This window comes from Mesorhizobium sp. LNHC209A00 (assembly GCF_000502915.1).
Lineage (GTDB): Bacteria > Pseudomonadota > Alphaproteobacteria > Rhizobiales > Rhizobiaceae > Mesorhizobium.
The window spans coordinates 751,357-767,916 of sequence record NZ_AYWT01000003.1 but is presented as its reverse complement, the minus strand read 5'-3'; the positions used below and the strand labels follow the sequence as shown (position 1 = coordinate 767,916).

13 protein-coding genes are annotated in these 16,560 nt (G+C 62.2%); 2 read left to right on the top strand and 11 right to left on the bottom strand.

The annotated features are described in order from the left end of the window. Positions 1–4: 4 nt before the first annotated feature. From X739_RS154775 to X739_RS154820, 10 genes are all read right to left on the bottom strand, one after another. A complete protein-coding gene (locus X739_RS154775; protein ID WP_023773573.1) occupies positions 5–871 on the bottom strand; it encodes a PfkB family carbohydrate kinase in 867 nt (288 codons plus the stop codon). Next, a complete protein-coding gene (locus tag X739_RS154780; RefSeq protein ID WP_023794394.1) occupies positions 868–1,722 on the bottom strand; it encodes a sugar phosphate isomerase/epimerase family protein in 855 nt (284 codons plus the stop codon). The genes X739_RS154775 and X739_RS154780 overlap by 4 nt, the downstream gene beginning before the upstream one ends. Before the next feature lie 19 nt (positions 1,723–1,741). Next, positions 1,742–2,593 carry a carbohydrate ABC transporter permease gene (locus tag X739_RS154785; protein ID WP_023794392.1) on the bottom strand — a complete coding sequence of 284 codons (852 nt, stop codon included), beginning with the start codon at positions 2,591–2,593 and terminating at the stop codon, positions 1,742–1,744. 5 nt (positions 2,594–2,598) lie between these two features. Continuing rightward, positions 2,599–3,519: a sugar ABC transporter permease gene (locus X739_RS154790; protein ID WP_245273818.1), complete on the bottom strand. Its 921-nt coding sequence runs from the start codon at positions 3,517–3,519 to the stop codon at positions 2,599–2,601. 43 nt (positions 3,520–3,562) lie between these two features. Beyond that, positions 3,563–4,885: an ABC transporter substrate-binding protein gene (locus X739_RS154795; RefSeq protein ID WP_023794390.1), complete on the bottom strand. Its 1,323-nt coding sequence runs from the start codon at positions 4,883–4,885 to the stop codon at positions 3,563–3,565. A 37-nt stretch (positions 4,886–4,922) separates the two neighbouring features. Next, complete coding sequence (locus X739_RS154800) at positions 4,923–5,936, bottom strand: SIS domain-containing protein (RefSeq protein WP_023794387.1); 1,014 nt, start codon at positions 5,934–5,936, stop codon at positions 4,923–4,925. 191 nt (positions 5,937–6,127) lie between these two features. Beyond that, entirely contained in the window at positions 6,128–7,156 is a 1,029-nt protein-coding gene (locus tag X739_RS154805; protein ID WP_031252008.1) for a LacI family DNA-binding transcriptional regulator, read from the bottom strand. A 450-nt stretch (positions 7,157–7,606) separates the two neighbouring features. Next, positions 7,607–8,740: a substrate-binding protein gene (locus X739_RS154810; protein ID WP_023794383.1), complete on the bottom strand. Its 1,134-nt coding sequence runs from the start codon at positions 8,738–8,740 to the stop codon at positions 7,607–7,609. Positions 8,741–8,809: 69 nt separating this feature from the next. Next, the gene (locus tag X739_RS154815) at positions 8,810–9,082 is read right to left on the bottom strand and encodes a hypothetical protein (protein ID WP_023781588.1); all 273 of its coding nucleotides are present in this window, start codon (positions 9,080–9,082) and stop codon (positions 8,810–8,812) included. A 91-nt stretch (positions 9,083–9,173) separates the two neighbouring features. Next, the gene (locus X739_RS154820) at positions 9,174–10,751 is read right to left on the bottom strand and encodes an HD domain-containing phosphohydrolase (protein WP_023794381.1); all 1,578 of its coding nucleotides are present in this window, start codon (positions 10,749–10,751) and stop codon (positions 9,174–9,176) included. Between the two features lie 734 nt (positions 10,752–11,485). On the opposite strand from X739_RS154820, the gene X739_RS154825 reads away from it, so the two are divergent. Next, positions 11,486–11,962: a hypothetical protein gene (locus X739_RS154825; RefSeq protein ID WP_023794378.1), complete on the top strand. Its 477-nt coding sequence runs from the start codon at positions 11,486–11,488 to the stop codon at positions 11,960–11,962. Between the two features lie 71 nt (positions 11,963–12,033). Here the strand turns inward: X739_RS154825 and X739_RS154830 are convergent, their stop codons facing one another. Then, on the bottom strand, positions 12,034–14,244 hold the full coding sequence (locus tag X739_RS154830) for an EAL domain-containing protein (protein ID WP_023794376.1): 2,211 nt from the start codon (positions 14,242–14,244) through the stop codon (positions 12,034–12,036). A 430-nt stretch (positions 14,245–14,674) separates the two neighbouring features. On the opposite strand from X739_RS154830, the gene ligD reads away from it, so the two are divergent. Beyond that, the gene (ligD, locus tag X739_RS154835) at positions 14,675–16,447 is read left to right on the top strand and encodes a DNA ligase D (protein WP_023794374.1); all 1,773 of its coding nucleotides are present in this window, start codon (positions 14,675–14,677) and stop codon (positions 16,445–16,447) included. Positions 16,448–16,560 lie beyond the last annotated feature (113 nt).

The following is a 16,560-nucleotide window of genomic DNA, read 5'->3' as shown; positions in this document are numbered from 1 at the left end:
CATGTCAGACCCTCGTCTCGCGATTGATCACGTCGGCGTATTTCAGCGGCAGCCAGTCCGGGATAGGGCGCGGTTCCTGCGGGAAGCCGCCGAGATGCGTGCAGGTTCTGCTGGCATCGAGGGAGGCTTTTCGCATGGCATCGTCGGCGTCGAGACCCGCGAGGCAGAACGCGGTGATGAAGGTGGCGATAAAGCTGTCTCCCGCACCACACGTGTCCACGACGGAGGTCGGCGACGCCTCGGCATGGCGAACGCCTTGGCTGTCGCGGAAATAGGCGCCGCGGCTGCCGCAGGTGAGCACGACCTGGCGCGCCCCGGCCGACCGCAGCGCGGCCATAAGGGGCTCGACCGGCACGCTCGGCTCGTCTGGACCGGACGCGAAGACCAGAGGCACGCCCTCCAGCGGCAAGGCCAGATGCGCGGTCGAGACGTCGAGACTGAACGGCACGCGCTCGCCAACCAGGCGGCGCACGAGATCCTTGTTGGCGTTGGTGCCCAGATGCACCCAGTCGGCTTTCGATATGACCTGCCAGTCGCGCGGCGCGGGCATGTAGTTCTCGCCGACGCCGAAGGATTCGAACAGGAAAGTACGGTCGCCCGACTGGTCGCGCAGCAAGGTCACCGCCGTATCGCCGGAGATCATCTCGACATCGTTGCGGGACAGCCCGGCGGTCTCGATCTCGCGGAGCGTTATCTCGCCTTCAGGATCATCGCCAACGGCGCCGAAATAGCGTGCGCTCCAGCCATCGCGGCGCCATTGAACGGCAACGTTGAGGGCGTTCCCGCCCACGGTCAGGAGGTCCTTGTTGAGATAGACGTCGAGGCAGTTGTCACCGACGGCGACCAGATTGGGCGATGCTCTTCCGGTCATGCTGCTGTCGGCGCCCGCGTCAGGTGGGGCTCGATGGCCTTCAGATTGCGTGTCCACGCCGCGACCGGGTCGAGCGCATAGGAGCCGTTTCCGAACGGCTCGAAGGTCAGTTTCCCCCGATAGCCCGACGCGGCGAGGTGGTCGAGATATTGGCCGATCGGAAGCTTGCCGTCGCCCCAGACAAGATGCCCCGCAGGCAGCCCGTCGACGATCTGGACATGCGCGAGGCGCGGCCCGAACAGCCTGACATAGTCGGCCACCGCATCGCCGGCCGTGGCCATGCCGACCGTGTCCAGGACCACGTCCATGGTGTCGGCGCCGATCTGGTCGAGCATTTCGCGCAGGCCCGCCGCGTTGGTGACAACGTTGGTTTCGACGCGTTGCAGCGGCTCGAGCAGGCAGCGCACGCCGAGCGAGGACGCATGGGCGGCGATCTCCGCAAGCGACTGGGCCGACCGTGCCCACGCCTCTCGCGGCGGGTCGTGTTCATATCCACGCCCGGACGTCAGGAACAAATATCGGGCGCCCAGTTCGGCGCATATGTCCGCCGCGCGGCAGAACCGCTTGACGCTGTCGCGGCGGTATTCGCCGTCACCCGACGCGATGTTGATCGGATAGATCACCTGCTCGGGCGTGAAGCACCAGACCGTCAGGCCGTTCTGCGCAAGTATCTCGCGAACCGATCGAACATGCTCGTCGGTCGCATGAAACAGGTCGAGATGCGGCGCGATGCCCCAAAGCTCGATCTCCTTGAAGCCGAAGCCGCGAAGGATCTCCGCAACGCGCTCGAACGCGTAATGCTGGAAGGCGAAGTTGGCCCCAATCAGCTGGTCGACCTTGAATTGCGGCATTGATGTCCTTCCCGGTGATTTATTTGCCGATGCCTTCGGAGAGGCCGCGGATGAAGTACCGCTGTGCGGCGAAGAAAAGCAGGACGATCGGCAGAGCCGAGATCGTCATCGCGGCGAAGACGACGCCGTAATTGGTGCCGTTCTTGGACATCAGCGAGGTGAGGCCGACGGGCAGCGTCTGAACTGCCGATCCGTTGGTGAAGACCATCGCGAACAGATACTCGTTCCAGGCAAACAGAACGTGGAGAATGATGCAGGAGATGATGATCGGCTGGCACAGCGGCAGGATGATGCGCCAGAAGATCTGCCCCTCGCTGGCGCCGTCGATGCGGGCCGCCTCGTCGAGATCCCTCGGCAGCCCAAGCATGTAGGCGCGGATCAGGAAGGTGCTGAACGGAATCCGGAACGCCGTGTAGAGAATGATCAGCGCCCAGTAGGTGTTGTAGAGGCCGATCGCCTGCAGCATCCGCACCAGCGGGATCAGCGCCACTGTCGGACTGAGCATGAGGCCGCCAAGGACCAGGCCGACGACAAGCGGCTTGCCGGGCATTGGCGTTCGCGTCAGCCCGTAGGCGGTCCAGGCACTGATCAGCACCGTGCAGATCGCTGAAGCGACGGTCACCAGCAGGCTCGAGACCAGATAGTCGCGGACGCCCCGGTTCCAGGCCTGCACATAATTGCCCCAGGTCCACCGCGACGGCAGCGCGAACGGGTCGCCGAAGATCTGCCCATTGTCCTTGAAGCCGTTGAGCGCCATCCAGACCAGCGGATAAAGCACGACGATGCCGAGACAGATCAGGAACGAGTACAGAAAGGCTTTCGCAAGAGCGCTCCCGAAGGTCGGGCGCGCGGTCCGCCCGCTGGCCGCCATCACCGTCACAGCTCGACCCTCCGGCGCCTGGTGTACCAAAGCTGGGCCGCTCCGGTGATCATGGTCACGGCGAAGATCACGGCGGCGATCGCGGCGCCGTAGCCGAAATTGTTCTGGATGAAGCCCTGCTGGTAAAGCCACGTGCCAAGCACCTGGCTGCGGTTGTTGGGCCCGCCGGCGGTCATGACCATGACCTCGTTGAACACCTGGAACGCGCCGGTGATGGTGACGATGATCATCAGGCCGGTCATCTCGCGGGTCAGCGGCAGCGTCACGCTCCACAGCCTGCGTAGCGGCCCGGCTCCGTCCATTACGGCGGCATCATAGAGATCGCGCGGAATCTTCTGGATCGCGATCGCGAACAGGAGCGTCGAATAGCCGAAGCCCTGCCACTGGCTCATCGCGATGATCGCGTAGATCGCCGTGTGCTCGCCGCCGAGCCAGGGTTGGATGAGTTGTTCCAGACCAATGCGCCTGAGCCCGGCGTTCAAGAGCCCGATATCGGGCTGGTAGATGAAATAGAACAGCAGGCCGGTCACGGTGATCGAGATCGCGGAAGGAATGAAATAAATCGCCCGCCAGAAACGCCTTTGCCGCTCGCTGCCCAGCCCCTCGATCAGCGCCGCCAGCACGAAGGCGCCGCCGACCTGGAAGATGATGGAGATCAACGCGTAGAGCGTGTTGTTCCACAACGCCACCCAGACGACCGGGTCGTGCAGCAGCCGCTCATAATTGGCGAGGCCGATATTCGTGGTCTCGCCTGTAAAAATATCCTCGTCGGTGGTGCTGACGATAAAGTTGTCGACGATCGGGTAATACACGAACCAGCCGACCAGGATCACGGCGACGGCGACCCACCGGAGCGAGCCCCAGTGGCGGAGCCGGCGGCCGGCTTTCGCCGCCGGCTCGCCGCTGGCGTTGCTCAAGGCAGCGCCTTCCATTCTGGCCAGACCGGGATTCGCCATTGGCCTATTTCGATGCCGCGGCCGCCTGCTTGACCTGCTCCATGACCTGTTCCGGCGTCATCGAGCCACCGGTGAGGGCCTGGAGGCTGGACAGCCAGGCTGAAGCCACGCGCGGCGGGTTCACCGTGTCCAGCCACGGCATCAGGTAGGAGGCGGAGGCGATATCCTTGAGGCCGGCCACGACGGAAGGGTTCATGTTGGCTTCCGACGCCCCGCCGATGGTCGCGCTAGGCTGCCCGTAGGGCGGAGCCGAGAGCACTTGGCCATTCTGCTTGGACGTAACGAATTTCATGAAGTCGATCGCCAGCGGGATGTTGCTGGAGGCGGAACTGATCATGTAGCCTTCCGGCGCGCCTTCGATCGCTTTCGCGTCGCCCTTTGCGCCGTTCGGCACAGGCAGGGTGAAGAAGCCCAGATCGGAGACTTTCAAAGCGGAATCCGCCGACGCGCTCTGATCGAACTCGATGATCTCCTGGTAGTACATGGCCGATTTCGTGTTGCTGAAGGTCTGGATGGCCGACGAATATGAGGTGCCGTTCACCGAGGCGCCGCCATCCGTGCAACTGTCGATGAGCTGCTTGTATTGGGTGAGCGCGGCGACATAGCCCGGGTCGCTATACTCCGCCGTGCCCGGGTCGAAATCCTTCTCGAGTACCGCCTGCGGGACGTCGTAGGCGAGCAGCTGCCCCACATAGTGGATTGCCGGCCAGGCTTCCTTGTTGCCGAAAGAGATCGGCGTCATGCCCGATTTCCGGATCGTCTCGCAGGACGACAGGAGCTCCTCGAAGGTCTTGGGCGCGCTCAGGCCGAGCTTGGAGAAAGCCTGCTTGTTGTAGCCCATGAATTTTGCGTCGAGATAGAGCGGAATGCCGTAGTATTCGCCGTTGTACATGAAGGCCTGAACGGCCGCCGGTGTCAGTGTCTTGCCCCACTCGGTATCGGGTCCGATGACCGGGGTCAGGTCGACGGCGCGATGGCCGCGCACGAAGTTTCCGCCCCAGCTGCCGGTCCAGGAAAAGTAGATGTCCGGGAGCGAGTTCGACGCGACAAGCGTTTTGGTCTTGTCCTTGACGCTGTCGTCGCTTTCCTGGATGAGTTCGACTTTCACGCCGGGATGAAGCTTCTCATAATCCTGGGCGACGCCGACGAAGTAGGGCGCCAGCTGCTGCGCGCCGAACTTCGTCAGGACCGACAGCGTTCCCTGGTAATCGACCTTCGCGTTCGGATCGGCCTGGACCGCCTCGGCGCCGACACCTGGTCCCATTGTCAGGCCCAGTGCCGATGCCGCTGCCAGCGCGGCGATTGCCGCCTGTGTTGAATATTTCATGATCAGTTCCCTTCTTCGTTTTTGTGAGGTGAGGTGATCAGTATTCGACGCGCTTGTAGTAGCGGCGCGTCGTCAGCGGGTGATTGCGCAACACTTCCAGATGCGCGCTTACGCGTTCCAGCAACGTCGCAAGCACGATCGGCGAGATGAGCTTGCGAACAGCAGGCGAGATACCGGGCAGTTCGACCGACGCGGCATCGAGAACGTGCACCTTGTCGGTGTATCGCTTGATGAAATTTTCGACGCGATCACCCAGCGGACGGCTGGCATCTTCCCCCTTGAAGAGGAATACGCTCACACCCGGTTCGACCAGCTCCAGCGTGCCGTGGAAGAAGTCGGCGGCATGGACCGGTCTGGTCCTGATCCACTGCATCTCTTCCAGAATGCACATGCCGTAATAATAGGCTTGCGGCCAGACGGAGCCGGCGCCGGTGAAGATGTGATAGGTTTCGTTCTTGATCGTGTCGGCGAGTTTTGCCGCGCTGTCTTCGTAGGCCGCCTTTGCCCCAACCAGCAGTTCAGGCAGTCTCTTGAGCTCGGCCACCGTGGCGTCGAAGTCCTCGTACTCGCCGCGCTCGTCCAGCAGTGCCAGCACAATCAGCAGCGACTGCAGATAAAAGGATTCCGAAGAGGTGTCGTCCTCCGCGAAGTTCGTGAAGGTGAAATCGGCTTCCCTGGCAAGTGGCGTGTCGGAATGGCCGGTGAGCGAGAGCGTGCGCACGCCTTTCTGCTTCAGGAAGGAAAGCAGCTGCACGCTTTCCCTGGTCGTGCCCGACAGCGAGGGAATGACCACGAGCGACTTCCGGTCCAGCCCGGCCGGCGGATCAAGCACGACCTGCGCCGGATATTCTCCCCGCACCGGAAAGTTCGTACGGCGCTCGGCCAGCTCGATCGCCGGAAGGGTCAGAAGCTGCACGCCGCCGGTCCCCATGAAATAGAGCCGCTCGACGCCCTCGCCGAGCAGCCGGTGCAGGAGCGCCCTCGCCTCCTCGGCGAAGGAGACGGCTCCGCTCTGGATCTTGATGAAGCGGTCTTTGTCAAAGTTGAGCATGCAGGTCTTCCTCGTATTTTCGCTGCGGCAGGGCGTCCGTTCGTTGCAGGTGCGCCGCCGGTAGGTCGCCACGGCCATCATCGATCCGGCTGATTGTGAGATCGATCTCACATATTTAACGCACGCATTGCAGAGGTTGGCAAGTCCCCTCGTCGGACGAATTCGCGGAAGAGCCTATTTGGATCGAGCGATCAGCGCCCGTGCAGCCGCGAGACCGAGCCGCGAACGATGAGACGGGTCGGGAAGCGCGTGTGGCGCGGGGCCAGCTTCTTGCCGGCCAGGCGGTCGAGCAGCATTTTGGCGGCAAGCGGCCCTATTTCGGCTGTCGGCTGTGCAATGACGGTGATCTGGGGATCGGTGAAGGTGGCGAGGTTGAAATCGTCGAAGCCGACCAGCGAAACATCATGCGGGATTGACAATCCCATCGAGCGCAGGCCGAGCAACGCGCCTTGGGTCATAAGGCTGTCCACGGTGAACAAGGCGGTTGGGCGATCGCGGCGGCTGAACAGTCGAATGGTGGCGTCGACAGCATGTTCCACGGTCGAGCGTGACACGCTGACCAGCGACGGGTCGAGGGCAATGCCATGCGCCGCAAGCGAATTCTGGTAACCGGCAAGGCGTTCCTGCGCGGTGAAGATGCGCGATTCGTCCCGCAACAGGCCGATGCGCTCGTGGCCATTGGCAACCAGGTAGTCCACGGCCTCGCGCGCACCGCCTTCATTGTCGACGACGACGCTGTCGCAGTCCACTTCCTTGACGACACGGTCGATCAGCACGACCGGCGTGCCCTCACGGGCGAGTTGCACGATATGCTCGCTGTCCGTCGCCGAGGTCGGCGCAAGAATGAAGCCACGGATGCTGAGCGCACGCAGGCTTTCGAGCAGTTCCTTTTCCTGGTCGACATTCTCTTCGCTGCTGGCGATCAGAAGATTGTGGCGGTGCCTGCGCAGTTCCGCCTCGATATCATGGGCAATGCGCGCGAAGAACGGGTTCTGGATGTCGCCGGGAATGAAGCCGACGATCGGCAGCTGCCCGCTGCGCAGGGCCTGCGCCACGAGGTTGGCGCGATAGCCCAGTCGCTCGGCGGCTTCCAGCACGCGCAGCGCCGTCCCGTCGCCAACGTAACCATAACTGTTGAGCGCCCGCGCCGCCGTGGCGCGCGAAACGTTGGCCGCGGCGGCCACGTCTTTCAGGGTGATCCCTTTCTGCGTCACGATCATTGTGCTCCCGGGACGGTAATATCCCGCTTGGCGAACCCGCGGGCGAACTTGCCCGTACGCTATTGGTAAATAACAATAATGGTGGGCCGGAGGGTGTGCGATTGAACCCGAAAACAACGAACGAGAGTGATTGCTGACTCGAAATACCAATTTAGCCTGAGCTGGCCAAGGACTCTCTTTGCGAAAAAATGGAGCGGTTTGCGGACTGTCCGTTTTGGCGATGACGAGACTTGAAAGCGGACCGATGCGTCCAGCGTATCGCGAACTGCTTTGCGCCAACAGAGTTGATAGTCGCCTGTCAGCGACTTCAGGTCTTGCGGGGATAGCGCGTCTTGATTTGCCGGTCGCTCGCGTGGGTGTGGCTGGTACAACCACCATCGGCCCGGTTGATGGCGAGGGCATTATCTAGGCGCCCCCGCCACTCGGAAGAACAGTGACCGACGCCGCCAGTTACCTCACGTTGCTTAGTTGGAATTCGTCGCTTAGCGCGCGCTCGTTGGGATCGATCGGACCCAAATTCTTCACGATTCGGAAGCGACCGCTTTGTGCCTGTGCGATATACATGTTCATGCGAACGTGGTGCTGGCCAGGGACCATTTCGGCCGGGCCACCCGGCCCCTCGCTGAGCTTGGCGTGATCGAGCGCCCGGATAACCGCGTCGCGCTCGACCGTGCCGGCTTCGTTCACCGCAGCTTCCCACATCTTGATCGCCCGGTAGTGGCCGGTGCATCCGCTGCCTGCCGTCAACATCGCGCTGCTGGGGAATCGGTCCCGGTAGCGACGCAGGAGCGCTCGGCCAAATGGGTCGTCGAGCTCCTGATAATAGTCGAGGCAGCTGTAGAAGCCCTCGATCTGCTCCGACGGCACCAGGTTGAAGAAGTTCTCGTCGAAGTAGGTGCAGATGATCTTGCCGCCGCGCTTGCCGAAACCGGCCTTGTGCAATTTGTCTAGGAACGGCGTCAGGCCCGGCGGAACGATGGTGTTGAAAACCACCTCGGCGCCACTCGCCATGATGTGCTGCACTGTTCGCTGGAAATCGACGGTGTCGAGCGGAAAATACTCCTCACCGACGATCTCGCCGCCATTGGCTCGCACTACCCAACTCGCGGCCTTGTTCAGCAAATGCGGCCAGATGTAGTCCGCGGACGGCAGGTAGAATTTCTTCGCCCCGGTGCTCTTCATCAGCCATGGGATCAATAGCTCGACCTGCTGCGCCGGGACGGGGCCGGTGCAGAAGATCAGGGGATCGTTTTCCTGCCCCTCATATTGCTCGGTATAGATATAGAGCGTCCTGCCGCGCGAGACCGCTTCGCTCTTGATGGCCAGGCGGGTCGAGCTGTAGATGCCGCCGACGACCAAATCGACTTTGTCGATGTCTATCAGTTTCGCGGTCCTTTCCTTGGCGACACTTTCGCTGGTCTCGCCGTCCTCGACGACGAGCTTCACCGGCCGGCCCAGCAGGCCGCCTTTGGCATTGATGTCGTCGACGAGCATGGTCGTCAGGTTTGCGTTGGCGATGCCCATGAAGGACAACGGGCCGGTAAGTTCGGCGATGAGGCCGATCTTGATGGGTTTCAAATCCATTTCATTTCTCCGATCTTGGGGGTTTCGTGGGGCGCGCCGCTGCAGGCAGCAGTCGGCGCGCAGCGCATGTCAGGCCTCATAGTGACCGAGCAGCAGTGCCGCCTGCGGCTTGCCGACGTGGCCGGCTTCCTGCAGAATCGCCGGCACTTCGGGATCCGACACGAAATTCCTCCAGCCCTCGGCGTCCCAGTCGAAGATCGCCCAGACGCGGTCCGGCTCGCTGGGGTCACGAAACACGGTTGCGCCGTTCGAACCGTGCAACCGGCGCTTGTCGGCGCCCTTGGTCGAAAAGATACGGATGAAGCGGTCGACGTCCGCCACCTTGGTCGTTGCGAGAAGCATTTGGTTTTCCTCCTGTCGGTCGCGGCCACCATTGGCCCGTCGACAGGATCACGATGCGCGCCTCGGAGCAGGCGCACATGGGGTGTATTCCCTATGCCTGCATTTCCCCCGGTCGGATAAGGCCGTGCTCGACCGCATAGAGCGTGGCTCCGGCGCGGGTGGTCACGCCGATCTTGGAATAGACGCTCTGGATATGGTGATCCGCGGTCTTGGGCGAGATATCGAGCTTGCGTGCCGCCTCCTTCGCCGTGAGTCCGGCAGCGATCAAACGCAGCACCTCGATCTCACGCGGCGTCATTCCGGCCAGCGACCGGGGCGACGCCCGGCGCGACGGCTGGCCCGCGAAGGACAGCACGGCCTCGGCGGCGGCGGCGCAGATACAGCCCTCTCGAACAGCGGCGTTCAGCTGCGTTGCCGCCGCCTCGCTGGACAACGCCTTGCGGTGCGGACGTTCCTCTCGCGAGGTCTGGAAGGCTTCGGCAGCAGCCAGGATCCGTGCCGCCGGGGACAGGTCGGAGCCGCCAACCTTGCGGTGATAGCCCGAGCCATCCAGGCGTTCGTGATGGCGGAGCACGAGCGCGGCCATAACATCGCCCTCGCGGCCGAACGAGGCCAGCGCACGTTCGCCGTAATAGGCGTGCAACTGCGCCGCGTCGCGCTCGCGGACCGACAGCGGACCGTTGCGCATCCAAGTCGCCACCGGCACCACGAGTTCGCCAATGTCATGAATGCAACCGCACCAGCGCAGCGCACGGACGTCAGGGGCGGGCAAGCCGATACGTCTCCCTGCACCCTCCGCCAGTTCCGACACCATCCTCGAATGGCCTTGCGTAAAGGGCATGCGCATATCGATCATGTCGGCAATGGCCAGGAACGCCTCGTCGCAGGCTGCCTCGTCCAGCATCACCGGCGGATCGGGCTCTAGCGCCAAAATGGTCTCGCGGTCGACCGTCGCCCTGATGCCCTCCATCAGCGCCGGCGCGTTGTCCGAGACGAGTCGGGCCAGATCCGCTTCGTATGGGCCGTCAGCGCGGCTGGCGATGGCCTCGGCCATCCCTTCGATACCGACCGCATCGCATAATGCGATAGCATCCTGCGCCAATGTGATGAGCCGCACGGCTGGCAGTACATCCTCGCCGCTCAGCCCACGCGGTAGGCCCTTGCCGTCCCAACGTTCGTAAATTTGACCGAGATTGCGCGGGATCTCGTCCGACAGGCCGAGCCGCTCGCCTATCCGCTGCGCGACCTCGCAATGAGCTGTGAGGACCGGGCGCGCCACCGCGAGCGCCTGCGACATCGCGGTCTCGATCGCCCTCGCCTGCGCGTCCGGTTCGAGGTCATAGTAGAACCGCTTGAAGGCCTGCACGAAGACCCTCCCCAGTTCCGCACGATTGCCCATGTCTAGACCCACAAGATCCTGGCGGAGCGCGATTTCGTCGCCGAAGGTGGCCGACAGAAGGTCGGTGTCCGCATTGCAGCCGACATAGCGCAGCATCGACTGGTGGTAGGCATTGCGCCGATCCTGCTCGGAAACTCCCGCAAGATCGGCGATCCGCATTGCAAGTACGCAGGACTTGAGCGCGAAGTCGCGAGAATGGCCGGTGGCAAGGTCCGACGCATAGGCGAGGACCATCATGAAGTCCGCCCGGCGGATCGAGACGTTTGTCATCCCCCACCTCCCAGTCAGTCCATGCTAGCCCCGTGTGCCGTCAAGACCTAGCGGAAAATCTCAAGCGGGCTTAGATCCTGCAAGAAACAGAGGGTCCTGTTTGGGGCCATGTATGGACGGCTCTCCGTTGGCAAGGGATTTGTGAGCTTTTGCAGTTGCTGGTTGGTGCGGCCATGTATCCGACCTGTAGGTGCGGCCTTTCATGTGCCGCTGGCCATAATGCCATTCGCGCCTTTCAGGTCCCGATCGAAAGCTCGCACTCATAGTGCACGGCCCCAGTGGGTTTTCCTGATCCGGCGGGTTCAACCGGCTTTGTGCATTAGCTCCTGTCCGCCCTTTCCAACCTCGTTGGCGATCCCGCGCCTTGTTTCGTTCTATGCGATGACCGGCTCCCTGTAGCGCTCGCCGCCGGTCATCAATGCCCAGACCATGCGGGCTGTCTTGTTAGCCAGCGCAACCGCCGCCCCCAAGCTTCTTCACTATTTTCACGACCATTGCCTCCGAGACACCGGCACCGTCGGGTGCTGGCGGGCAGCGCTGCGCTGAAACAGGCGCGGCCACTCGGCCGATGCGCGTCCCGGGATATTCTTAGTTCCTAATGGAACAAAGAGTGCCACGTCAGATTTGAAAAGGTCCGCTGGCTTTGGAGCCGCAGATGGCTGGCTCTCCGCCAGGGCCGGCCGGCTGGGCTGCGCCCGGCATGGCGCAGGGCCGAACGAGACAGGATTACACCCATGAAACGTCTGCCGCATATTCTGCTCAGCTTGGGCGCCACGATGATCTCCACTTCCCTGCTGGGTGCTGAACAATGGGAGGGGTTTGGGATCAAGCATCTGGGATTCGTATTCGACGTTCCGCCGGGGTTCGTGCTTGCCCAGCGCTCCGATCAAGGAGCAGCCTTTGAGGGCAAAAACAAAGCATTTCTTGCGATCTGGGGGGCGCAACTCGGCAAGGCAAGCTTTCGCACCGAGATCGAGCATCGCATTGCCGTGAACGAGAACGACGGCTGGAAGGTGACCTACAAGCGAGTGACCCCGCAATGGGCCAGCTATTCAGGACTGAAGGACGGTCAGATCCTGTATGTCCGGGCTATCAAGATCTGCGGGGACAGAGCGGCATTGTTTACGGTCAACTATGCTCGCAACGAGAAGGTCCCTTATGATCCGCTTATCGTTCGCATGGTCAAATCACTGAAGGTCCAGGGCTGCTAGGCAGCCGGTGGCCGGCGCCGGCTTCCAGCCACCGCGGGTGCCAGCTTCTGTGGCTCGCCCCCGCGGGGCTCCTAGGCAGAGGCGCGCGCTGATACGCCCCCGAGAAGCTCTTGAAGCTCCCCCTTGGGCAGTGGCCTGGACAGCAGAAAGCCTTGGAGCTGGTCACAGCCGAGCTTGCGCAGGTAATCGCACTGGCTTTCGGTCTCCACTCCTTCGGCAGTGGTGCTAAGTCCGGTCGCGCGGGCTAGGTTGATAATCGCCTGAACGATGGCCTCGTCACCGTTGGAGCGACCAAAGCCCTGCACGAAGCTTCGGTCGATCTTGATCCTGTCGACTTGCAGCGTCTGCAGTCTTCCCAAGGAGGAGAATCCGGTGCCGAAATCGTCGAGTGCAAAGCGCACTCCGATGCTGCGCAGAGCCTCGATGTTGTTTCGACATTCGCTCCGTCGCTCCGACAGAGCGCTTTCGGTAACTTCGATTTCGAGCCGCCGCGGATCCATGTGCGTCTCCAACAAGATACTGGTCACTCGCATGGCGAAACTGGGGTTGTTCAGCTGCAAGGCCGACACATTCACAGCCAAGGTCTCGATGGGCCAATCCACCGCGTCAAGGCACGCCTGCCTGAGCACCAGTTCGCCAAGCTTTTCGATCAACCCTGCTTCCTCGGACAGCGGTATGAACAAGTCCGGTGCAACCCAGCCCCGCTCCGGATCAGACCAGCGGGCCAGCGCTTCGACACCCGTCATCCTGTTTGTGTCGGCGGCGTATAGCGGCTGATAGTGGACCTGGATCTGGCCGCTCGCATCGAGCGCGTTGCGCAGGTCCTGTTCCATGCCCTTGCGGCTGGCCAGCGTCAGATCCATCTCGTGCCCAAAGAAGGCGTAGCTGCTGCGGCCCCCCGCTTTGGCATGATAGAGCGCCACGTCGGCTTTCCGCACCAACTCGACCGTGTCCAACCCGTCCTTGGGTGCAACCGCTACGCCGACACTTACGCCGACAAATACTTGTACCCCGGCGACCTCGAACGGCCGACGGGCAGACTCGATCAAATGCTCGCATAGTGCCTTGACGTCATTCTCGCCGCCAACCGAACGTCGGATGATGATGAATTCATCGCCACCAAGACGCGCCACCGTGTCCGCATCAGTCGTCAGCCGTCTTAGCCGGTCCGCGAACTCCCTGAGCAGCTCGTCACCCGCCGGATGGCCAAAACTGTCATTAACCTGCTTGAAGCGGTCGAGGTCGAGGTAAAGTATCGCGAGCTGCTCGTCCGTCGACGGCAGGCGCGCCAGTGCATCTGCCAGACGCTCGTTGAACTGACCGCGATTGGGCAGCGCTGTAAGCAGATCGTTGTGAGCGAGGTGGTAGATCCGGTCCTCCGTCTCGATCAGCTTCAACGTCCGCTTGCGAAACCCTATCAGGGCCGTGATGACACCGGCCAGTACCAGACCAAACACGGCGACGAGAACGGGCACGAGTTGAAAGAGGACAAATGCTCCTGGCCGATATGGCCGCCAAACGAAGAAGCCGATAGGTCCAGATCGGTCGACAACGGGATAGGAAGCCTCTCCGGAAGCGAGCTTATCGTGCCAGGAGAATCGCGCGCCATCGAGAAGATAGTCTTGGCGCAGGGCGGTAAGGAAACTGCCGTCGAGGTAGCGAACGGCCACATGCAGGAATTCCTGGCCTGGCACCTGCGCGATGTGGCCACTGTCGGAAACCACGGGCTTGATGCTGACGACCGCGGGATGGCCGGCGATAACGGCCATTTCGGAAGCGCCTATTGTGAGCACCTGTTCCGTAACACCTTCGGTATCCCCTCGCTTCAACCTTGCTCTCAAAGTCTGGACCAGAGGCGCAGTGGTCGCGTGTATGGCGCGGTAGCTGCCGGGGTCAGCGGTCGCCCCATCGGTGAATGCGTAGACCGGCGCATCATTGGCATCGAGAATATAAACCTGGTCATGACCGAAATACGTGTGCATCCAGCTGCCGAGATTGGTATCGAGCCATTTCGCATCGCCGCCGCGCAGCGCGTTGACCGCGTCGTCCCAAACCGTCACGCTCTCCTGGTCGTGCGCTACTGCGCTCTCCAGCTTGGACATGATCAGTCCAACCAGACTTTTCTGCCGCGCCGCGGCAACGCTGTCAGTCTGGATCGTGGACCAAAGCAATAAACCTGTCGCGGCTGCTGCAATGAGCAGTGTCACCCCAATGACGGGCAAAGCCGTTCTCATCAGGAAGAGACGACGGGTCGGTTCGGCAAAATGTCGCAGCAGTTTCATGAGATCGCTTTAAGCGATGAAGACTTCTGGACCGTTAAAAGGCCCTGCGCGACAGGGCCGGTGCGTGCCCTGCCCGGCAGCCTCGTGTTCGGGGTCGCTGCCTCGCGCGGAGCCGACGCCCCAGGCCGGCGACGAATAGGATGAAAACCAGCGAGAGCCGGACGGTGCGGCGGCAGCTAACTGGGTGGGCATCTGGGGCCGCAACGTCAGCAGCCTTTCAGATCAACAGGTCCGCTTCTCGATTCGTCTATCGGGAGGTATCGCGCGGTACAAAGCGGGTGGGGTGAAACTGCGAGGCTAGGGTGGTTAGACGCGCGATGGGTCTGTCGGCGGGCACGTCGCCATCGCGTATATATACAATTTTGCTAAAATTATCGGAACTCATTGCCCTCCCACGTTTTGACTCCCGATTCCAGGAGTTCGTGTGCGCATGAGTAAGACCGAAGACCGGCTGTCATTCATCGAGTTCCAGTCGCCAATGTTGGTCGAGAAAGCTCCTGACGGCGGCAGCTGGCTTCACGAGATCAAGTATGACGGCTACCGGACCCAGCTCATTGTGGAGGGTGCAAGGGCGCGAGCCTTCACGCGCCGGGGTCACGATTGGTCACATCGGTACAAGAGAATCGTTAAGACGGCGGCGAGCCTGCCGGCAAAGTCCGCGATCATCGATGGTGAGGCTGTCGTTCTGGGCGAGACCGGCCTCCCGGACTACCAAGCCTTGGAACGGGAGCTAGGCAATCCGGGCTCGCCGAGGCTCATCTTCTATGCGTTCGACCTGCTTCATCTCAACGGCAGCGATCTTCGGCAGCGGCCGCTTCTGCAACGCAAGGCGGCCTTGGAGAAGCTGCTCAAGGATTCAGCGCCGACGCTGACCTATGCCGAACATCTCGAGGTGAGCGGCACGGATATGTTCGCGCATGCCTGCCGTATGGGCTTGGAAGGCATAGTGTCAAAGCTTGCCGATTCCCCTTATCGCTCCGGCGTCCAGACAAGCTGGGTCAAGATAAAATGCATCAAGAGCGACACCTTTCCTATCGTGGCTTTCGTAGAGAAGCTTGGCGCTCAACCGCGCCGGATCGCCTCGCTCTACATCGGCAGGCGTGAAGACGACCGGCTGCTTTATGCCGGCAAAGCCCAGAGCGGCTACAGCTTGAGTATCGCGCGACAGGTCCGCGAGCGTCTCGACCCGCTGATTATTGACAAGGCGCCATTGTCGGAGCCGATCGACAAGCCCAAGGCCACATGGGTCAGGCCGGACGTTTTGGCCGAGGTGCAGTTCAGTGGCGTCACCGACCGCAGCATCTTGCGCGAAGCAGTATTCAAAGGCCTCCGTGAAGATCTCATCACGATCCCGGCAAAGCCGCCCGCCTCATCGAAGCGGCGGAATAGGCCCGAGGGACCCGCAGTGCCCCGTGAGAACGTTCTTCAGCTGCTGCCGGACGCGGTCTCGCCTTCCAAGGAAGCCCTTGTGCGCTACTGGGAACAGGTTGCCGAGCAAGCGCTGGTCCATCTCGGCCACAGACCACTGAAGCTGGTCCGCCACGCGAGCGGGACCACTTTCTATCACAAAGGTCCCTTGCCCGATATTCCGGGCGCCGTGCATCAGTTGCGCATCCAGAAGCGCGAGGGTGGGCAGGGTGTCCGCGTGTGGGTGGACGATCTCGCCGGTTTGCTCGGGCTGGTCGAGATGGATGCGGTCGAGCTTCATCCGTGGAACGCCACCATGGATGACATCGAGCGGGCCGACCGCGTCGTGCTGGACCTCGACCCCGGCGAGGGCGTCGAGTGGGAGCAGGTGATCGAAGCGGCGCTGGCGCTTCGCGACATCCTGGAGGCTTCAGGTCTGAAGAGTTGGCCCAAGGTCACCGGTGGCAAGGGCATCCATTTGATGGCCCCTCTTGAGACAAGGATGACCCACGACAACGCCCGGCAACTCGGCAAGTCGCTTGCCCGGTGCCTCGCTGACGCGCATCCCGACCGCTACCTCCTGTCTGCTGCACCGGCGGCAAGAACGGGACGTATTTTTATCGATTACCTCCGCAACGGGAGAGGCAACACGGCCGTGGGCGCGTTCTCTCCACGAGCACGCCCGGGATTTCCAATCGCCCACCCTGTGACATGGGGCCAGGTTGAGCGGGCGGTGCGGCCAGACGCCTTCACCATGGATCAACCTTTCAAGGCAGTCATCAGGAAAGCAGCCTGATTGGACGATGTGAAGCCAGTGCGGCTGTGCTGTGGCAGTGCTGTCAAATTTTGCCGCCACCGCCGCCTTGATCGACAAGCCGGCAGATGCGTCGTGGCGGCGGCAGGACCGGC